This window comes from Cellulomonas sp. P5_E12 (assembly GCF_054049315.1).
Genome location: NZ_JBFUMP010000010.1, coordinates 18,435 through 37,351, shown reverse-complemented (window position 1 = coordinate 37,351; position 18,917 = coordinate 18,435). Strand labels below are relative to the sequence as shown.

Below are 18,917 nucleotides of genomic sequence, written 5' to 3'. Positions count from 1 at the left end.
CTGTGGTGGAGTGCAGCAGGCGGCGGAGCAGCGGGACCTCCGAGGGAGCGGGCCCGTACGAGGCCGGCCGGACGGGCAGGGCCTCAGGCTAGCCCGACCATCTCGCTCGAGGTGGCCCCGCAGCCTGTGAGATCACTCGTCCTGGGACGGCCGCTCGACGTCGGGGTGCACGGCCGCGGGGACCGTCCCGGCGCTCGCGCCGGCCACGGGGAAGATCGCGGTGGTCCTCGGCTCCAGGTACGCGTCGTCACGCTGGTCGTCGGGTGCCACCGGCGCGGTAGGTGCGGAGGAGGCCACGGGGTCAGGCACGTTGTCGGTCATCGTCGGCTCCCAGGTCGGTCGTGGTCGGTGACCACGGTCAGGTCACCAACCTCGCACGGGTGTCCGGCGCGCGCACGGCGGGCGGATCAGCCGGCCGGGGCGGTCTCCGTCGTCGCGGGGGCGGCCGGTGCGACGACCTGGTCGAACGGGGTGCAGCCGGCCGGGGCGACGAGCGGCGCGGCCGGGTCGAGCGTCACCGTGTCCATGGCCTTGAGCTCCGGGAACTCGGCGCCGAGGACGAGGTCGACGGTCGGGTCGGTGCGCGGGTCGAGGATCAGCACGGGGCCGTCCAGGTGGGCCGCGAGCGTGTAGGCCTGGGCCACACCGGCGGTGCCGAAGATGATGCGGGCCTTGCCGTCGTACGCGACGGCGAAGTTCTCCGTCGCGCCGATGACGAACCCGCGGTCCTGCAGGGCGGCGGCGGTCGCGCCCGCGAGCCCCACCCGGCTGGTCGCGTTGAAGACCTTGACCGTGATCTGCGCGGCGGGAACGGGCAACGAGCCGGCCGGGGGGCAGGGATACGGGTCCTGCGGACCGGTCGTGGCGGCCTCCGTGGCGAAGTCGCGGGCGAAGACTGGGAGGTTGAGGCTGCCGGTGAAGATGGCGGCGGCGCCGAGCCCGGCGAGCGCGAGAGCGGCGAGGAGCACGCCGAAGATCACGGCCTGCCGCTCGTGCATGTGCCGTCGACGCAGCTGACGACCACGGTCCTGCTCGGTCACTTGACCACCAGCACCCGGGCGTGGAGGAGCGCGCGCTGGTGGAGGGCGGCCCGGACCGCCCTGTGCAGGCCGTCCTCCAGGTACATCACGCCGCGGTACTGGACGACGTGGGCGAACAGATCGCCGTAGAACGTGGAGTCCTCAGCCAGCAGCGCATCGAGGTCGAGCGTGCGCTTCGTGGTGACCAGCTCGTCGAGCCGCACCTGGCGCGGCGGGACCTCGGCCCACTGCTTGGCCGTCTCGAGCCCGTGGTCCGGGTAAGGCCTGCCCTCGCCCACCGCCTTGAAGATCACGGACGGAGTCTAGGTGACCCGCCGCTCGGCGGCGCTCATCCTGTGGGTGGAGTCATTGCGTCAGGACCGCAGCGTTGCGCGTCAGGGTTCCGTCAAGACGGCCCACGAGGGCCGCGGCACGGCGTAGACCAGCGGGTGTCCTCCTCGCTCCTTCGTCGGAAAGTCACTGCCATGGCCGACCTGGCCTTCCTCGCGCTGACCGTGCTGTTCTTTGCCGGCGTCGCGCTCCTCGCCCGCCGGACGGACCGATCATGAGCGGCTTCGACCTCGCCGGGCTCGTCGTCGCGGGCGCCCTGCTGGTGTACCTGGTGGTCCAGCTGCTGCGATCGGACAAGGTCCGATGACCGCCCTGTGGGTCGCTATCGCCCAGGTCGCGCTCGTCGTCGTGGTGCTCGCGGTCAGCCACCGTCCGCTCGGGGACTACCTGTACCGGGTCATGTCGTCGACGAAGCACCTCGCGGTGGAACGCGTCGGCTACCGGCTGATGCGGGTGGACCCCGACGCGGAGCAGCGGTGGAGCACGTACCTGCTGTCGTTGCTGGGCTTCTCGCTGGTGTCGGTGCTGGTGCTGTTCGGCCTGGCCCGGCTGCAGGACCGGCTGCCTCTCGACATCGGCGCGCCGCCGATGGACCCCGCGGGGGCATGGAACGCGGCCGTCTCGTTCGTCACCAACACCAACTGGCAGTGGTTCTCCGGCGAGGTAGCCGCGGGTCACCTGCTGCAGATGGCCGGCTTCGCGGTGCAGAACTTCCTGTCCGCCGCGGTCGGCATCGCGGTCGTCGCGGCCCTGGCCCGCGGGTTCGCGCGGTCCGGCACCGACGGGCGGGTGGGCAACTTCTGGGCGGACCTGGTACGCGCCACGGTGCGGGTGCTCCTGCCGCTCGCGTTCGTCGCGGCGATCGTCCTGGTCGCCGGCGGTGTGATCCAGAACCTGCACGCGCACGCGGAGATCACCACGCTGGCCGGCGGCACCCAGTCGGTGCTGGGCGGCCCGGTCGCCTCGCAGGAGGCCATCAAGGAGCTGGGCACCAACGGCGGCGGGTTCTTCAACGCCAACTCCGCGCACCCGTACGAGAACCCGGCACCGTGGACCAACGTGCTGGAGGTCGTGCTGCTGCTCCTGATCCCGTTCGCCATGCCGCGGATGTTCGGGCGCATGGTGGGCGACCGTCGGCAGGGCTGGGCGATCCTGGCGGCGATGTCGACCCTGTGGGTCGCGGCCGTCGGGTTCCTCACCTGGGCCGAGCTGGCCGGCGCCGGCACCGGCCCCCTGGCGGCCGGTGGCGCGCTCGAGGGCAAGGAGGTCCGGTTCGGCGAGGCCGCCTCGGCGCTGTTCGCGGCGTCGACCACCATGACGTCCACCGGCGCGGTGAACTCCACGCACGACTCGCTGACCGCGCCGGGCGGTGGGGTGGCGCTCGTCGGGATGCTGCTCGGCGAGGTGGCCCCGGGCGGCGTCGGCAGCGGGCTGTACGGCATGGTGATCCTGGCGATCGTCGCGGTGTTCCTGGCCGGCCTCATGGTCGGGCGCACGCCCGAGTACCTGGGCAAGAAGATCGGCCGCGAGGAGATCACGCTCGTCGCGCTCGCGGTCCTCACCATGCCCGCGGTGGTGCTGCTGGGATCGGCGGTCGCCATCTCGACGCCGGCCGGGCTGAGCGGTCTGCTCAACCCCGGCGCGCACGGCCTCTCGGAGATCGTCTACGCGTTCGCGTCCGCCGGGAACAACAACGGCTCCGCGTTCGGGGGCCTGACCACCGGGACGCCGTTCTACAACACGCTCCTAGGGCTCGCGATGCTGATCGGCCGGTTCGTGCCGATCGCGCTGGTCCTGGCACTGGCCGGGCGGTTCGCCCGCCAGAAGAAGACCCCCGAGACGGCCGGCACGCTGCCCACCCACACGCCGCTGTTCGTCGGCCTGCTGGTCACGGTGACGCTCGTCGTCGTCGGCCTCACGTTCGTTCCCGTCCTGTCCCTCGGTCCCGTCGTGGAGTCCCTGTCATGAGCACGTCCGTCCTGGAGCGGCCCCAGCCGGTGGCCGCGAAGAGCGCGCTGTCCGGCCCGCAGCTGGCCAAGGCGCTGCCCGGCGCCCTGCGCGGTCTCGACCCCCGCAGGCTGTGGGGCTCGCCGGTCCTGTTCGTCGTGGAGGTCGGCGCCGCGTTCACCACCGTGCTGGCCGTCGCCGAGCCGAGCGTCTTCGCCTGGTCGATCACCGTCTGGCTGTGGCTCACGGTTCTCTTCGCGACCCTCGCGGAGTCGGTGGCCGAGGGCCGCGGCAAGGCCCAGGCGGCCAGCCTGCGGGCGACGCAGCGCGAGACGACGGCCCGCCGCGTGCTCGCGCCGCAGGACACGCTGGAGGCGACGACCGGGCTCGCGGAGCTGCCGACCGCGCAGGTGGCGTCGTCCACGCTCAAGGTCGGCGACGTCGTCATCGTCGTGACGGGGGAGACCATCCCCGGCGACGGAGACGTCATCGAGGGCGTCGCGAGCGTCGACGAGTCGGCGATCACGGGCGAGTCCGCGCCGGTCATCCGCGAGTCCGGCGGCGACCGCTCGGCCGTCACCGGCGGCACGGTCGTGCTGTCGGACCGGATCGTCGTGCGGATCACGGCCCCCGCGGGTCACACGTTCGTCGACCGGATGATCGCGCTGGTCGAGGGATCCGAGCGGCAGAAGACCCCGAACGAGGTCGCGCTCAATGTGCTGCTCACCTCGCTCACGATCGTGTTCCTGCTGGCCGTGGTCACGCTGCAGCCGTTCGCCGTCTACTCCGGCGCCCGGCAGCCGCTCATCGTGCTCGTCGCGTTGCTCGTCTGCCTGATCCCGACGACCATCGGCGCCCTGCTCTCGGCCATCGGCATCGCGGGCATGGACCGGCTCGTGCGCCGCAACGTGCTCGCGATGTCCGGCCGCGCGGTCGAGGCCGCCGGCGACGTCGACGTGCTGCTGCTGGACAAGACCGGCACCATCACGCTGGGCAACCGCCAGGCGGCCGACCTGCTGCCGGCCGCGGGCGTCACCCCGGAGGCGCTGGCGGACGCCGCACAGCTGTCGTCGATGGCCGACGAGACCCCCGAGGGCCGCTCGGTCCTCGTGCTGGTCAAGGAGCGGTTCGGGCTGCGCGAGCGGCACGACCTGGCCGGCGCCGAGCTGGTGCCGTTCGCGGCGCGGACCCGGATGAGCGGGGTCGACCTGCCCGGTCGGTCGGTGCGCAAGGGGGCCGCCGCCGCGGTCACGCACTGGGTGCACTCGACCGGCGGGCACACGGGTCCCGACGTCGCCGCGACGGTCGACGCGATCTCGGCGTCGGGCGGCACGCCGCTGGTCGTCGCGGAGCAGCTCGGGCAGAACCCGGCGCGCGTGCTCGGCGTCATCCACCTCAAGGACGTCGTCAAGGAGGGCATGCGCGAGCGGTTCGACGCCCTGCGCGCGATGGGCATCCGGACCGTCATGGTGACGGGCGACAACCCGCTCACCGCGAAGGCCATCGGCACCGAGGCCGGCGTGGACGACGTGCTGGCCGAGGCGACGCCCGAGGACAAGCTGGCCCTCATCCGGCGCGAGCAGGAGGGCGGGCGGCTGGTCGCGATGGCCGGCGACGGCACCAACGACGCCCCCGCGCTGGCGCAGGCGGACGTCGGCGTCGCGATGAACACGGGCACGACCGCCGCGAAGGAGGCCGGCAACATGGTCGACCTCGACTCGAACCCGACCAAGCTGCTGGAGATCGTCGAGATCGGCAAGCAACTGCTGATCACGCGCGGGGCGCTGACCACGTTCTCCGTGGCCAACGACGTCGCCAAGTACTTCGCGATCCTGCCGGCGATGTTCGTCGTCGCGTTCCCACAGCTCGAGGTGCTCAACGTGATGCGCCTGAGCAGCCCGCAATCGGCGATCCTGTCGGCCGTCATCTTCAACGCGCTGGTCATCGTCGCGCTGCTGCCCCTCGCCCTGCGCGGGGTCCGCTACCGGCCGGCGTCGGCGTCGGCCCTGCTGCGCCGCAACCTCCTGGTGTACGGGCTCGGTGGCGTCATCGCCCCGTTCGTCGGCATCAAGCTCATCGACCTGATCGTCACTGCCCTGGGGATGTCCTGATGACCACCGGAACCGATGTCGTGTCCTTCGCCCGCCAGTCGTGGGCGGGCCTGCGCGTGCTGCTCGTGCTCACCGTCCTGCTCGGGCTGGCCTACCCGCTGGCCGTCACGGGGGTGTCCCAGCTCGCGCTGCGGTGGCAGGCGAACGGCTCGCTCGTCTCCTCCTCGGGGGAGCGCGTGACCTCCGCAGCCGCCGCCGCCGGGTCGCTCCTCGTCGGGCAGTCGTTCGACGGGCCGCAGTGGTTCCACCCCCGGCCGTCGGCCGCCGGCGACGGGTACGACTCGCTGGCGTCGGCGGGCTCCAACCTCGGGCCGCTCAACGAGGACCTGGTGGCGACGATCGAGGAGCGCCGGGCCACCGTGGCCGCGCTCGAGGGCGTCGACCCCGCGGACGTTCCCGTGGACGCGCTGACGGCGTCGGCCTCGGGCCTCGACCCCGACATCTCGCCGGCGTACGCGCACCTGCAGGCCGCGCGGGTCGCCCGCGAGAACGGGCTGTCCGTCGAGTCGGTGTCCGCGCTGGTCGACGCCACCACGGTCGGTCGCGACCTCGGATTCCTCGGCGAGCCGCGCGTCGACGTGCTGCGCCTCAACCTCGTGCTGCAGACAATGGGCTCGTGACCAGCGGCGAGGTGCCACCGAGGCGCGGTCGGCTGACCGTCTACCTCGGCGCGGCGCCGGGCGTCGGCAAGACGTACGCGATGCTCGACGAGGCCCACCGCCGCCTCGCCCGCGGCACGGACGTCGTCGTCGGCCTGGTCGAGGACCACGGCCGGGCGGCGACGGCCGCGCAGCTGGACGGCCTGGAGGTGCTGAGCCGGCGGACGCTGGTCCACCGGGACGCGACCTTCACGGAGCTCGACGTCGACGCCGTCCTGGCGCGGGCACCGCAGGTCGTCATGATCGACGAGCTCGCGCACACCAACGTGCCGGGCAGCCTGCACCCCAAGCGGTGGCAGGACGTGCAGGACGTCCTCGCCGCGGGCATCGACGTGGTCACCACCGTGAACGTGCAGCACCTGGAGTCGCTGAACGACGACGTCGAGGCGATCACGGGTGTCCGGCAGCGGGAGACGGTGCCGGACCGCGTGGTGCGCGACGCCGACCAGATCCAGCTGGTCGACCTGGCGCCCGAGGCCCTACGGCGCCGGCTCGCGCACGGCAACGTGTACCGCGCCGAGCAGATCGACGCGTCGCTCACGCAGTACTTCCGGGTGGGCAACCTCACCGCCCTGCGCGAGCTGGCCCTGCTCTGGCTGGCGGACCGGGTGGACGACGCGCTGGCCACCTACCGGCGCGACCACCGCATCGAGACGCCGTGGCCGGCCCGCGAGCGGGTGGTCGTCGCCGTCACCGGCGGGCCGGAGGCGGACACGCTGCTGCGTCGGGGCGCCCGGATCGCCCAGCGCGCGGCGGGGTCCGAGCTGCTCGCCGTGCACGTGCTCGCCACCGACGGACTGCCCAGCGCGCCGCCCGGGGCCATCGCGGAGCAGCGCCGGCTGGTCGAGTCGCTGGGCGGCACGTTCCACACGGTCGTCGGCGAGGACGTCGCGAGCGCCGTGGTCGACTTCGCCCGAGGCGTCAACGCCACGATGATCGTCGTCGGCGTCTCCCGGCGCAGCCGCTGGCGCGAGGCCCTGTCCGAGGGCAACGGCACCGAGATCGCCCGGCTGGCCGGCGTCATCGACGTCCACCTGGTCACGCACGAGAAGGCGCGCGGGGGCCGACGACGGCCGCGACGCTCGCCCCTGTCGCGCTCGCGCCTGATCGCCGGCTGGGCCACCGCTCTGCTGGGGCCGGTGCTGCTCACGGCTCTGCTCAGCGCCAACCGGGACCTGGTGAGCCTGCCCACCGAGCTCATGCTCTTCCTCGCGTTGACCGTGCTCGTCGCTCTGGTCGGCGGCCTGTGGCCGGCGATCGTGAGCGCGGTCGTCGGGTTCCTGCTGCTCAACTGGTTCTTCACCATCCCGACCGGTCACCTCACCATCGACCAGCCGGAGAACGCGCTGGCGCTGTTCGTGTTCGTGCTGGTGGCGGCCGGGGTCGCCTCCGTGGTCGACCTCGCCGCCCGGCGCACGGCCGAGGCCTTCCGGGCGCGCGCCGAGGCCTCCGCGCTCGCGGCGGTCTCCCGGTCGGTGCTGTCGGGCCAGGACACGGCCGCCGCCCTCGTCGCGCGGCTGCGCGAGACCTTCACGCTCGCGGCCGTCGCGCTCCTGGAGGCCCGGGGCTCGGGATGGGAGGTGCTGGCGGTGGACGGCGTCGACCCCGCGCTGCGGCCCGAGGACGCGGACGCGGTCCTCACGGTCGACGACCACCGCGTGCTCGCGCTCACCGGCCGCGTGCTGCCCGCCAGCGACCGCCGCGTGCTGGAGGCGTTCGCGTCGCAGGTCGGCATCGTGCTCGAGCACGAGCGTCTGCACGCCCAGGCCGATCAGGCCCGCCTGCTCGAGCAGACCGACGCCACGCGAACGGCGCTGCTGGCCGCCGTCTCGCACGACCTGCGCACCCCGCTCGCCACCATCCGCGCGTCGGTCGACGGGCTGTCGCTGCAGCTGGACCCGGCCGACCGCGCGGCCCTCGTGCTCACGCTGGCCGAGTCGACCGCCCGGCTGGAGCGGCTCATCGACAACCTGCTCGACCTGTCCCGCCTGCAGACCGGCAGCGTCCGGCCCGTGCTCCGCGCCACCAGCCTCGACGAGATCGTCCCGCTGGCCGTCGAGGGTTTCCCGGTCGTGCTCGACGTGCCGGAGGAGCTGCCGTACGTGCTCACCGACCCCGGCCTGCTCGAGCGCGTCGTCGCCAACCTCGTCTCGAACGCGGTCCGGTACGCGTCGGCCGGAGGTCCCGTGCAGGTGAGTGCCGCGGTGGTCGGGCGTGGGATGGTGCTGCGCGTGGCGGACTCGGGCCCGGGCGTGCCGGACGAGCTCAAGGGGCAGCTGTTCGCGCCCTTCCAGCGACTCGACGACTCCGCCGGGACGGGCCTCGGGCTCGGGCTGGCGGTCGCGGACGGGCTGGCGACGGCGGTCGGTGCGGACCTCTCCGCCGAGGACACGCCCGGCGGAGGCCTGACGATGCTGGTGACCGTCCCGCTCGCCGACGAGCATGCGCCCACGGCACCGGCCGCGAGCGGGTCGCCGGAACCCGACGAGACGGTCGCGCGATGACGGGCAACCGCGTGCTGGTCGTCGACGACGAGCCCGGGCTCGCCCACGCGCTCGCCATCACGCTGCGCGCGTCGGGCTGGGAGGTCGCGACGGCGGCCGACGGCGCCTCGGCCATCACCTCCGCGGCCTCCCGCGCGCCCGACGTCGTCCTGCTCGACCTGGGCCTGCCGGACATGAGCGGCCTCGACGTCATCACCGCGATCCGCGGCTGGAGCAGGGTGCCGATCGTCGTCCTGTCGGCCCGGCAGCACGGCGAGGACAAGGTGGACGCCCTCGACGCGGGGGCCGACGACTACGTGACCAAGCCGTTCGCGATGAACGAGCTCCTCGCGCGGCTGAGGGCCGCGGTCCGGCGCTCGTCGGTGGCGGGCGACCCGTCGGACGAGGCCGTCGTCGTTGCCGGCGCCCTGACCATCGACCTCGCTCGGGCCCGGGTGCTCCGCGACGGCGTCGAGGTGCGGCTGACCCCCACCGAGTGGTCGATGCTCGAGGTCCTGGTGCGCAACCGCGGTCGCCTGGTGGGGCGCCGACAGCTGCTCCAGGATGTCTGGGGGCCCGGCTACTCCGACGAGACCCACTACCTGCGCGTCTACTCCGCCCAGCTCCGCCGCAAGCTCGAGGCGGACCCGGCCCACCCGCGCCACATCCTCACCCAACCGGGCCTGGGCTACACGTTCGAGGTCTGAACTGTCGTCGGCAACCGCGCCGCCCGAGAACGTCACTTCGCCGCGAGAACGGCAGTTCACAGTGACGTTCTCGCGGCAAAGTGACGTTCTCGGGGCGCGGCGAGTCGGGGTGCCGTCGGACGTCCTGAGTCGGCGTCTGGTGCCGCATGCGCCACCGCAACGGCGACTCTCCAGCCCGCCCGGTCGAACTCGTGACGCCGAGCCGAGATCGTGAGTAGGAGCCCACGAGCTCGACAGGTACTCACGAGTTCGGCGCGGGCCCGCGAGGGCGATGGGACGTGGAACGCGTGAAGCCGGCCTCCTGACGAAGCCAGTTCGCGGGTTCGCGCCGAGCTCGCGGGTTGCAGCCCACGAACTCGTCGCCAACCCACGAACCCGGACACTCCGTCACTCGTGGGGCTGCTCGCCAGCCGGTGTCGGCGGCCCGATCGGATAGCGGTTTCCGTTGCCGGGAGCGCTCCCCTCGACGGAATCCGGCGAATGTCTCAGGCCGGGTTGACTCGGGTGAACCAGGCGATACGGTCGTGGGCGGTCGGGGTCAATGGCGCCCCCGACTTTCCTCCTGGAGGGCACMCCGTTCGTCCCTGGGGAACTCCTAGGCGATTGAAAGGATTCAAGGATGAGTCTGACGCATCGAAGAGGATCGACACCGCCCGGATCGCCGGGACGACGCGTGGGATCGGCCGGACAGACGCGGTCGTCGCAGGCGCGAGGGCGCGCGCTGACCGTGCCCGCGATGGTCGTCGGCTCCGTGCTGCTCGTCGGCACGCTGACGGCGACCCCCGCCTCCGCCACGCCGGTCGCCGGCTCGCACGGCGGCGCGACCCAAGGACCGGACGGCCTCACGCTGGAGCGCCTCGACCGCGGGCTCGTCGCGGCGGTCACCAACGAGGGCGTCTTCCTCTCCTGGCGGCTGCTCGCCAGCGAGGTCACCGGCGCCACCACCACGGGCCTCACCGGTCCGGACTTCGCGGTCTACCGCGACGGCGCCAAGGTCGGCACCGTCACCGACTCGACGAACTTCGTCGACCCGGCCGGCACGGCGACCTCCCGCTACCGGGTGGCGGCCGTCGTCGACGGTGTCGAGGTCGACGGCACCGAGGCGACGCCGTGGGCGCAGGCCTCCCTCGACATCCCGCTGCACAAGCCCGCCGACGGGGTCACGCCGGTGGGCGAGGCCTACACGTACTCGGCCAACGACATGTCGGTCGGGGACGTCGACGGCGACGGGCAGTACGAGTACATCGTCAAGTGGGACCCGTCCAACTCGAAGGACGTCAGCCAGGTCGGGTACACCGGCAACGTCTACGTCGACGCCTACGAGCAGGACGGCACGCAGCTCTGGCGCATCGACATGGGCGTCAACATCCGGGCCGGCGCGCACTACACGCAGTTCCCCGTCTACGACTACGACGGCGACGGCAGGGCCGAGCTCATGATGAAGACGGCCCCCGGCACCAAGATCACGCAGTACGCGGCCGACGGCTCGGTCGCCAGTGAGGCGTACGTGACCCTGCCGCAGCGGGACCGCGACGCGGGCGTCACCGACACGACCGACTACCGACTGAGCAAGGCCGGCTACTTCGAGCACCTGGTCCGCATGCTCGAGGGCTGGAGCAGCCACCCGGAGGTCGTCGCGGGTCACTGGCCGTCGACGGTGGAGGAGGCGCTCGGCATCCCGAAGCAGTACACGTACCCGCTCAGCCACGAGGACGCGACGGCGCTGGCGAACTACTTCGTCGACGTCTACGCGCCCAGTCGCAGCACCCGCAACGCGCTGCGCAACTTCGAGGGGTTCATCGTCGACGGCCCCGAGTACCTCACGGTGTTCGAGGGGGCGACCGGCAAGGAGCTCCAGACCATCGACTACAAGCCCGGCCGCGGTGACGACGGCCTGATGTGGGGCGACTACGCGATGGCCCGCATCGAGCCCGCCAACCGAGTCGACCGGTTCCTCGCCGGCGTCGCGTACCTGGACGGGGCCACGCCGTCGGCGATCTTCGCCCGCGGCTACTACACGCGGACCACGATCGTCGCGTACGACTGGGACGGGACGGCGCTGAAGGAGCGCTGGTACGTCGACTCCGGGCACGTGCCGATGACCAACCCGTTCAACGACAGCCCGCACGGGCGCGACGGCACCGACCCCGTCTACGGGAAGATCACGACGCAGGGCTTCCACTCGCTCTCGGCGGCCGACGTCGACGGCGACGGAAAGCAGGAGATCGTCTACGGCGGCGCGACGATCGACGACGACGGCTCCGTCCTGTACTCGTCGTTCGACACTCTCCCGGCGGGCTCGTCGGCACCCGGCACGTTGGCACGCCTGGGCCACGGCGACGCGATCCACGTGACCGACATCGACCCGGACCGCCCGGGCCTGGAGATCTACACGTGCCACGAGGGCGCGACGGGTGCGCCGTACGGCATGGCCCTGCGCGACGCGAAGACCGGCGAGGTGCTGTTCGGCAAGTACTCCGGCGCCGACACGGGCCGCTCGATGATCGGCGACGTGCTGCCGAACGTCCGTGGGCTCGAGGTCTGGGCCAGCCTGCCCGGCGGCTCCGGCTCGCTGGGGCTGTACACGGCGACCGGGCAGTTCACCCCGGGCGCCATCCCCGGCACGAACATGAGCATCAAGTGGCTGCCGGACGGCACCACGCAGATCGTCAACGGCTCGGGCGACCAGAACGTCACGATCGACGACTGGACCCGCGGCCGCCAGCTCACGGCCACCGGCACCCGCGCCAACAACGGCACCAAGGGCAACCCGTCGCTGGTGGCGGACATCCTCGGCGACTCGCGCGAGGAGCTGTTGGTCCGCACGACGAACTCGTCGGCGATCCGCGTGTTCACCAACACGGCCCTGAGCCACAAGAAGATGTACACGCTCATGCAGGACCCGCAGTACCGCGTCGAGGTCGCCCGCCAGCAGACGACCTACAACCAGCCGTCGGACGTGGGCTTCTACCTGGCCTCGGACACGGACTTCACGCAGGTGCCGGTGCCGTCGTACTACGCGCCGGGCAGCATCGACGCCCTGCGCGACGCGACCACGGCGCAGATCGACGCCGGTGCGATCTCGGGTGTCGTGGTCGTGCAGCTGCTCGCGGCACTCGATGTGGCCGACAAGGCGGCCGACCGGGGCAACGAGAAGGTCGCGGCCAAGTCGCTCGCGGCGTACGTCGACCTGCTCACGCCGAAGCAGCCTCACGCGACGGTCACACCGGCCGCGCGGGCGGCGCTGGAGTACCAGGCACAGCAGGTGATCTCGATGCTCAGCTGACGAGGCCGACGAGGCCGACGAGGCCGACGAGGCCGACGAGGCCGACGAGGCTGACGGGCCGACCAACAGCGAAKCCCCCGCCGTCCGGAAGGACGACGGGGGCTTTCGCTGTGCCGAGGGTCAGACGCGGTAGAGCGCCGTCATCGGGCAGTTGAACGGGTCACGGTCGGGCTTCCCGACGGTGTTCAGGTACTTCACGATGATCGCGTACGAGCGCGGCAGCGAGACCTGGACGTAGGGGATGTTGTGCTCCCGGCAGTACGCCTCGACGATCGGCTTGGCACGACGCAGGGACGGGCGGGGCATCGACGGGAACAGGTGGTGCTCGACCTGGTGGTTGAGCCCGCCCATCAGCACGTCGACCCACTTGCCGCCGCCGATGTTCCGGCTGGTCAGCACCTGGCGGCGCAGGAAGTCGAGGCGCGAGTCCTTGGGGATCAACGGCATGCCCTTGTGGTTCGGGGCGAACGAGGCACCCATGTAGAACCCGAAGACACCCATCTGCACGGCGAGGAACACGAGCGCGATCGGCCAGGACATCACGAGGAAGACCAGCGCGGCGCCGCCCACGAGGCGGATCGTCATCATGACGATCTCGGCGGCGCGGTGGTCCAGCTTCTCCCGCGACGACAGGCGCTTGACGGCGGCGACGTGCAGCGCGACGCCTTCGAGCAGCAGCAGCGGGAAGAAGAACCAGCCCTGGTGGTTCAGGAACCAGATCGACAGCTTCGACGTGCGCGTCGCGGCCTGCTCCGGCGTGAAGGAGAGGACCTCGAGGTCGATGTCGGGGTCGGCGTCGATCTTGTTCGGGTTGGCGTGGTGGCGCGTGTGCTTGCGCTGCCACCAGCCGTGGCTCAAGCCGACGAAGAGGTCGGCGAGCACGAGGGAAGTCCAGTTGTTCGCGCGTCCGTCGGCGAAGATCTGGCGGTGCGCGGCGTCGTGGCCGAGGAAGGCGACCTGCGTGAGGATCACCGCGGCGGCGAACGCGACAGCGATCTGCCACCAGGAGTCGCCGACGAGGATGATCGTGGCGATCAGGCCCAGCACAGCGAGCACGGCGGCGGAGAGCCGCACGGCGTAGTGCGCGGGGCGACGCTTCATCAAGCCGGCCGCCTGGACGGTGCGGGTCAGCTCCGTGAAGTCGCTGACTGCTCGGTCGCGGGGGCGGGTGGGGGTGTCGGTCAGCGTCGGGGAACTCATGGCGTCCGTCCTGTCGGTCGTGCGATGCGCGGCGCGAGTGCGGTCGGGTCCTGCCAGAGCGTGTGGCGCCAAGTCGATGATGCGACGAGACCCCGGCCACAAGGCCGGGGTCTCGTGTGGAGCTGTTGAGCTCTACTCAGCTCAGAGAGGCGTGATGTTCGACGCCTGCGGGCCCTTGGGGCCCTGCGTGACCTCGAACTGGACCTTCTGGTTCTCCTCGAGCGTGCGGTAGCCGCTCGTGGTGATGGCGGAGTAGTGCGCGAAGACGTCGGGTCCGCCGTCCTCGGGGGCAATGAAGCCGAAGCCCTTCTCGGCGTTGAACCACTTCACGGTGCCAACAGGCATGATGTTCTCTTCTCTCACGTGCGGTATGGACAACTCCCGGGTGACCGGGACCGGTATTCACGGTGTTCGTCGTCCGTCTCCGAGGTGGTCCTCGAGAACGTCCTGCCAGGGTCTCCCCGTGGCCGTCATGACAAGCGATTCACTGCGACTACAGGGACAACCGTACGGCACGATGGGCCTGACCGGAACGTACGAAACGAAATGGTCTGCTCGGAACCCGCGGCGCGGAGGGTCCGGGCCGCCTCTGCGAGCCCCCGGAACTCTTGCTAGGTTCACGCGGTCGACAGGGTGGAGAGACCGATGAGCGAGACCGACGACCGCTGTCCGTGCGGGTTGGGAGAGACGTACGCCGAGTGCTGCGGCCGGTACGTCGAGGACGGCCGGACGGCTCCGACGGCAGAGGCGCTCATGCGGTCTCGCTACACGGGATTCGCGAGGCGGGCGGTGCCCTACCTGCTGGTCACCTGGCACCCGAGCACGCGCCCGGACGAGCTCGAGCTGGACGAGGCGATGATCTGGCGCCGGCTGGACGTGCTGCAGACGGACGCGGGTGGCCCGTGGGACGACACCGGCACGGTCGAGTTCGTGGCCCACTACCGGCTCGACGACGGCTCCGTGATCGGGCAGCGCGGGCGCCTGCACGAGACCAGCACGTTCGTGCGCGAGGACGGCCGCTGGCTCTACGTCGACGGGGGCATCGGCGCGTAGGTGCTGGTCAGCTCCGCGTGGCAGCCTCGATGAGCACGAGCGCCGCGGCGCGCGCAGCCTGCGCGGCCTCGCGGTCGTGGTCCATGCGGGCCGAGATGCCGACGCCGTCGTAGAGCAGGTGCAGGCGCCGGGCCAGGGTGGCCGCGTCCTGCACGCCGTCGATCGTCGAGGCGAGGTCCGTGAGCAGCTCGCGGACCCAGCGCCGGTACGCCTCCGCCGCGTGCACGACGGCGCCGTCCGGCCGGGCCTCGGTGCTGGCCGCAGCGAACGCGCAGCCGCGGTAGGTGGGCTCGTGGACCATCTCGTCCTGGGCCTCGAACACGGCCAGGAGCCGCTTGGTCGGGTCGGTGTAGCGCTCGACGTGCCGCGCGATCCGGGTGGCGATGCGCGCGTGCCGGGACTCGAGGTATGCCCGGACCAGCTCGTCCTTGCTGCCGAAGGTGTTGTAGAGCGAGGCCTTGGCGACGCCGGCCTGCTCGATGACGCGGTCGATGCCGACGGTCTGCACGCCCTCGGCGTAGAACAGCTCGTTCGCGGCGTCCAGCAGTCGCTCGCGCGCACTCGTCTTCGTCGTCATCGCGCACTCCCCTCGTCAGACAGGTCTGTCTACTGTACGCCGCAGCAGACCCGCGAGGGCGACGAGCGCGAACGCGATCACGGCGATGCCGTAGCCCTGCGCGGTCACCTGCAGCCCGCCGTCGTGGACGACGGCGATCCCGGCGATCACGGCCGGCACCCCCATGCCGAGGTAGGACACGACGTACAGCAGCGACAGCACGCCCGCCCGCTCGTGCGGCAGCGTCTGCGGCACGACCAGGCGGATCGCGCCCTGGAACCCGCTGCCGAAGCCGACGCCCGCGATCGCGGTGCCGACGAAGAAGAGGACGGGCGCGAGCAGGCCGACGGCGACGAGGACGACCGTGAGGCCGACGACGAGGGCCGCGATGCCGAGGAGCAGCACGTCCCGGGCCGGCGTGTCGCGTAGGACGACCACCGTCACGGCCGCGGTTCCGGCGAGCACGAACAGACCCAGCCCGGCGAACACCGCCGAGCTCGACCCGACGAGCGTCGCGACGAGCGCGGGGCCGAGCGAGCCGTAGAAGCCGGGGAGCGCCCAGACGGCGAACAGCACGGGGAGCGCGACGGCCGCCGGTCGACGGACGTTGCGGGGCAGCGCGACGGTCGGCCGCAGGCTGGCGAGCGCACCCGGCTCCGGCGTCACGGTCTCGGGCATCAGCAGGACGCCCACCGACTGCAGCGCGAGGACCACCAGCAGCGCCAGGAAGATCAGGTGGGTGGGCGCAGGCAGCAGGGCGACGACGAACGAGGCGACCAGGGCGCCGAGGGCCGTGCCCATGGCCGGCACCGCCGCGTTGGCCAGCGTGCCGCGGACGCGGTCGATGTCCAGCATGCCGGCGCCGATCGCCGCGACGGCCGCTCCGGTCGACAACCCCTGGACCGCCCGCGCCAGCAGCAGCATCGGGACGCCGTCGGCGGTCGTGAACATCACCAGCGCGACGGCCTGCGCGGCGATCGCGGCGAGCAGCACCGGGCGGCGGCCCACGTGGTCGGACAGCCGGCCGAGGACCAGGAGGGAGATCAGCACCGCGATCGCGTAGGTGCCGAAGACGACGGTGGTCGTCGTGGCGGAGAAGCCCCACTCCGACTGGTAGATCGCGTACAGCGGGGTCGGCGCGCTCGAGGCGCCGAGGAACGCGAGGACGATCGACGCGAGGAGGACGAAGGACGCTCGCGGCGACAGCCGCCGGGGGGTTCGGGCGATCGTGGTCGGTCTTTCGGCGAGCTGGGTCACGAGGAACTCCGATAGGTAGACCGGTCTGTCTAATGCCTTCAAGAGACTAGACAGACCTGTCTGCTGACGTCAACCGTTGCGGGGTGCGGGGCGGTCCGGGATGCTCGCGACGTGCATCACGCCATGGCCGCCGGCGGCGGCGAGCTGCCCTGGGGCCCGCCAGACAACGAGCAGCCGAGCCTGCTCGCGGGACCGGTGCTGCTGAACCGGTCCGACGAGGGAGCCCTGTTCCTGCTCGCGGCGAGCATGTACTCGGTGGGGATCGAGCTGTCGTTCGGGCTGCGCCTGCGCCCCTCGACAACCGTGCCGGACCGCGACGCCTATCAGCTGTGGAACGCGCTGCTGGTGGGCCTCGAGATCGCCGACGGGCGCCGCGTCGTGTGCACCGACCGGGCGTACGTCGGCGGCTCGGCGACCGAGGACGGGGTGCTGCTCACGCAGCGCGGTGGCAGTGGCGGCGGCCGGTCGTACGAGATGACGCTGTGGCTCGCCCCGGCGCCGCCCGACGGCGACCTGGTGCTGTACACGGCCTGCGCGCCGTTCGGGTTCGGGGAGGCGCGGCACGTGATCCCCGCCGGTGCGGTGGCCGCCGCGCGGGCCGGTGTGGTCGAGCTGTGGCCCTGGGAGCCCGAGCCGGAGCACCCGGTGCCGCCGCCGCCGCCGCGGCCGGTCCCGGCGGGCGGCTGGTTCGAGGAGACGCTCGGGCGGTAGCGGGCCGTGCGCGGTGTGGGCGGTCGGGTGCACGATGCCGACATGCAGTTCGCCGAGCTCGCGACGACGTCGGCCGCCCTCGCGACGACGCGGTCGCGGCTGGCCAAGCGCGCGCTGCTCGTCGACCTGCTGCGGCGGACGCCGCCCGAGGACGTCGCCGTCGTCTCGCGGTACCTGGGCGGGCAGCTGCGGCAAAGGCGGACGGGGCTCGGCTGGCGGTCGCTGAGCAGCCTGCCGCCACCCGCGCTCGAGCCCACGCTGACCGTGGCGGGGGTCGACGACGCCTTCGAGGCGATGTCGCTCCTGGCCGGCGCCGGTTCCGGCACCGCCCGGACCGCCGCCGCCGGCGAGCTGTTCGCGGCCGCGACCGCCGACGAGCAGCGGCTCCTGCGGGGGCTGGTCACCGGGGAGCTGCGGCAGGGGTCGCTGGACGCGCTGCTGCTCGACGCGGTCGCGGAGGCGGCCGGCGTGGCCCCGGAGGCGGTGCGTCGGGCCGCGATGCTCGCGGGCGACACCGAGCCGGTGGCCGTCGCGGCGCTGACGCAGCCGGACCCGGTGGCCGCGCTCGCGGCGTTCACGCTCGTGGTCGGGCGGCCCGTGCGGCCGATGCTCGCGCAGTCGGCGCCGGACGTCGACAGCGCCTGGGCGAGCCTGGCTCCGGGGCCGGTGGTCGTGGACTCGAAGCTCGACGGCATCCGGATCCAGGTGCACCGGCGGGGGGCGCAGGTCGCGGTGTTCACGCGGAGCCTCGACGACATCACGGCGCGCGTGCCGGAGATCGTCGAGACGGTCCGGGCCATGCCGGCGACCGACCTCGTGCTCGACGGCGAAGCGCTGGCGGTCGGCCCCGACGGGCGGCCGCGACCGTTCCAGGAGACCGCGTCGCGCTCTGCCACCCGCGACGCCGACGTCGCCGCGGCGGTCACGCTGACGCCGTTCTTCTTCGACTGCCTGCACGTCGACGGGGTCGACCTGCTCGACGCCCCGCTCCTGCGCCGGCTGGAGGCGCTCGACACCGTGGCCGGCCCGCTGGTGGTGGACCGGCTGATCACGTCCGACCCCGCCGCGGCGCGAGACTACTTCGGCGCCGCGGTCCAGGCCGGACAGGAGGGCGTCGTCGTCAAGGCTGCCGACGCCCCGTACGAGGCCGGGCGGCGGGGGGCCGCCTGGATCAAGGTCAAGCCGCGGAACACGCTGGACCTCGTCGTGCTCGCGGTGGAGTGGGGGTCGGGCCGCCGGAAGGGGCTCCTGTCGAACATCCACCTCGGCGCTCGGGACGGGGACGGTTTCGTCATGCTCGGCAAGACGTTCAAGGGCATGACCGACGAGATGCTGCGCTGGCAGACCGCGCGGTTCACGGAGCTCGCGACGTCGCCGCTCGACGGCTGGGTGGTCGAGCTGCGACCGGAGCAGGTGGTGGAGATCGCCTTCGACGGGCTGCAGCGGTCGACGCGCTACCCGGGCGGGCTCGCGCTGCGGTTCGCTCGGGTGGTGCGGTACCGCGACGACAAGTCGGCGGCGGAGGCGGACACGATCGAGGCGGTGCGGGCGCTCGGGGGTTGAAGGGCGTCCTACGA

The 18,917-nt window shown here is 72.4% G+C and carries 16 protein-coding genes; 9 read left to right on the top strand and 7 right to left on the bottom strand.

The genetic code is table 11. The annotated features are described in order from the left end of the window. Nucleotides 1-132: 132 nt before the first annotated feature. The 3 genes from ACXJKA_RS10275 to ACXJKA_RS10265 form a co-directional block, all read right to left on the bottom strand. Nucleotides 133-321 (bottom strand): hypothetical protein, encoded by a 189-nt coding sequence (locus tag ACXJKA_RS10275; RefSeq protein WP_456825097.1) that lies wholly within the window; start codon nucleotides 319-321, stop codon nucleotides 133-135. An 86-nt stretch (nucleotides 322-407) separates the two neighbouring features. Beyond that, complete coding sequence (locus tag ACXJKA_RS10270) at nucleotides 408-1,040, bottom strand: LytR C-terminal domain-containing protein (protein WP_456825096.1); 633 nt, start codon at nucleotides 1,038-1,040, stop codon at nucleotides 408-410. Then, on the bottom strand, nucleotides 1,037-1,333 hold the full coding sequence (locus ACXJKA_RS10265) for a type II toxin-antitoxin system VapB family antitoxin (protein ID WP_056087555.1): 297 nt from the start codon (nucleotides 1,331-1,333) through the stop codon (nucleotides 1,037-1,039). The genes ACXJKA_RS10270 and ACXJKA_RS10265 overlap by 4 nt, the downstream gene beginning before the upstream one ends. A 340-nt stretch (nucleotides 1,334-1,673) precedes the next feature. Between ACXJKA_RS10265 and kdpA the strand changes: the two genes are divergently transcribed. The 6 genes from kdpA to ACXJKA_RS10235 all read left to right on the top strand — a co-directional run bounded on the left by kdpA (nucleotide 1,674) and on the right by ACXJKA_RS10235 (nucleotide 12,563). Beyond that, nucleotides 1,674-3,338 (top strand): potassium-transporting ATPase subunit KdpA, encoded by a 1,665-nt coding sequence (gene kdpA / locus ACXJKA_RS10260; RefSeq protein WP_456825095.1) that lies wholly within the window; start codon nucleotides 1,674-1,676, stop codon nucleotides 3,336-3,338. Beyond that, nucleotides 3,335-5,428 carry a potassium-transporting ATPase subunit KdpB gene (kdpB, locus tag ACXJKA_RS10255; protein ID WP_456825094.1) on the top strand — a complete coding sequence of 698 codons (2,094 nt, stop codon included), beginning with the start codon at nucleotides 3,335-3,337 and terminating at the stop codon, nucleotides 5,426-5,428. Before kdpA ends, kdpB begins: the two co-directional genes overlap by 4 nt. Then, nucleotides 5,428-6,048 carry a potassium-transporting ATPase subunit KdpC gene (kdpC, locus tag ACXJKA_RS10250; protein WP_456825093.1) on the top strand — a complete coding sequence of 207 codons (621 nt, stop codon included), beginning with the start codon at nucleotides 5,428-5,430 and terminating at the stop codon, nucleotides 6,046-6,048. The genes kdpB and kdpC overlap by 1 nt, the downstream gene beginning before the upstream one ends. Then, nucleotides 6,045-8,591: a DUF4118 domain-containing protein gene (locus ACXJKA_RS10245; RefSeq protein ID WP_456825092.1), complete on the top strand. Its 2,547-nt coding sequence runs from the start codon at nucleotides 6,045-6,047 to the stop codon at nucleotides 8,589-8,591. The genes kdpC and ACXJKA_RS10245 overlap by 4 nt, the downstream gene beginning before the upstream one ends. Next, nucleotides 8,588-9,277, top strand: coding sequence for a response regulator (locus tag ACXJKA_RS10240; RefSeq protein WP_456825091.1), 690 nt, complete (start codon nucleotides 8,588-8,590; stop codon nucleotides 9,275-9,277). Before ACXJKA_RS10245 ends, ACXJKA_RS10240 begins: the two co-directional genes overlap by 4 nt. Nucleotides 9,278-10,013: 736 nt before the next feature. Next, complete coding sequence (locus tag ACXJKA_RS10235; RefSeq protein ID WP_456825192.1) at nucleotides 10,014-12,563, top strand: rhamnogalacturonan lyase; 2,550 nt, start codon at nucleotides 10,014-10,016, stop codon at nucleotides 12,561-12,563. A gap of 120 nt (nucleotides 12,564-12,683) precedes the next feature. Here the strand turns inward: ACXJKA_RS10235 and ACXJKA_RS10230 are convergent, their stop codons facing one another. Together ACXJKA_RS10230 and ACXJKA_RS10225 are read right to left on the bottom strand one after the other, a co-directional pair. Further along, nucleotides 12,684-13,763 carry a fatty acid desaturase family protein gene (locus ACXJKA_RS10230; protein ID WP_456825090.1) on the bottom strand — a complete coding sequence of 360 codons (1,080 nt, stop codon included), beginning with the start codon at nucleotides 13,761-13,763 and terminating at the stop codon, nucleotides 12,684-12,686. A 141-nt stretch (nucleotides 13,764-13,904) separates the two neighbouring features. Then, nucleotides 13,905-14,108 (bottom strand): cold-shock protein, encoded by a 204-nt coding sequence (locus ACXJKA_RS10225; protein ID WP_028049733.1) that lies wholly within the window; start codon nucleotides 14,106-14,108, stop codon nucleotides 13,905-13,907. Between the two features lie 300 nt (nucleotides 14,109-14,408). Between ACXJKA_RS10225 and ACXJKA_RS10220 the strand changes: the two genes are divergently transcribed. Beyond that, complete coding sequence (locus ACXJKA_RS10220) at nucleotides 14,409-14,816, top strand: YchJ family protein (protein ID WP_456825089.1); 408 nt, start codon at nucleotides 14,409-14,411, stop codon at nucleotides 14,814-14,816. A gap of 7 nt (nucleotides 14,817-14,823) precedes the next feature. Here the strand turns inward: ACXJKA_RS10220 and ACXJKA_RS10215 are convergent, their stop codons facing one another. Together ACXJKA_RS10215 and ACXJKA_RS10210 are read right to left on the bottom strand one after the other, a co-directional pair. After that, the gene (locus ACXJKA_RS10215) at nucleotides 14,824-15,393 is read right to left on the bottom strand and encodes a TetR/AcrR family transcriptional regulator (protein WP_456825088.1); all 570 of its coding nucleotides are present in this window, start codon (nucleotides 15,391-15,393) and stop codon (nucleotides 14,824-14,826) included. Nucleotides 15,394-15,408: 15 nt separating this feature from the next. Continuing rightward, entirely contained in the window at nucleotides 15,409-16,629 is a 1,221-nt protein-coding gene (locus tag ACXJKA_RS10210) for an MFS transporter (RefSeq protein ID WP_456825087.1), read from the bottom strand. Nucleotides 16,630-16,740: 111 nt separating this feature from the next. Here ACXJKA_RS10210 and ACXJKA_RS10205 point away from each other — a divergent pair, with 111 nt between their 5' ends. Together ACXJKA_RS10205 and ACXJKA_RS10200 are read left to right on the top strand one after the other, a co-directional pair. Beyond that, the gene (locus tag ACXJKA_RS10205) at nucleotides 16,741-17,340 is read left to right on the top strand and encodes a hypothetical protein (protein WP_456825086.1); all 600 of its coding nucleotides are present in this window, start codon (nucleotides 16,741-16,743) and stop codon (nucleotides 17,338-17,340) included. Between the two features lie 42 nt (nucleotides 17,341-17,382). Continuing rightward, complete coding sequence (locus ACXJKA_RS10200; RefSeq protein ID WP_456825085.1) at nucleotides 17,383-18,903, top strand: ATP-dependent DNA ligase; 1,521 nt, start codon at nucleotides 17,383-17,385, stop codon at nucleotides 18,901-18,903. The last annotated feature ends 14 nt before the right edge of the window (nucleotides 18,904-18,917 follow it).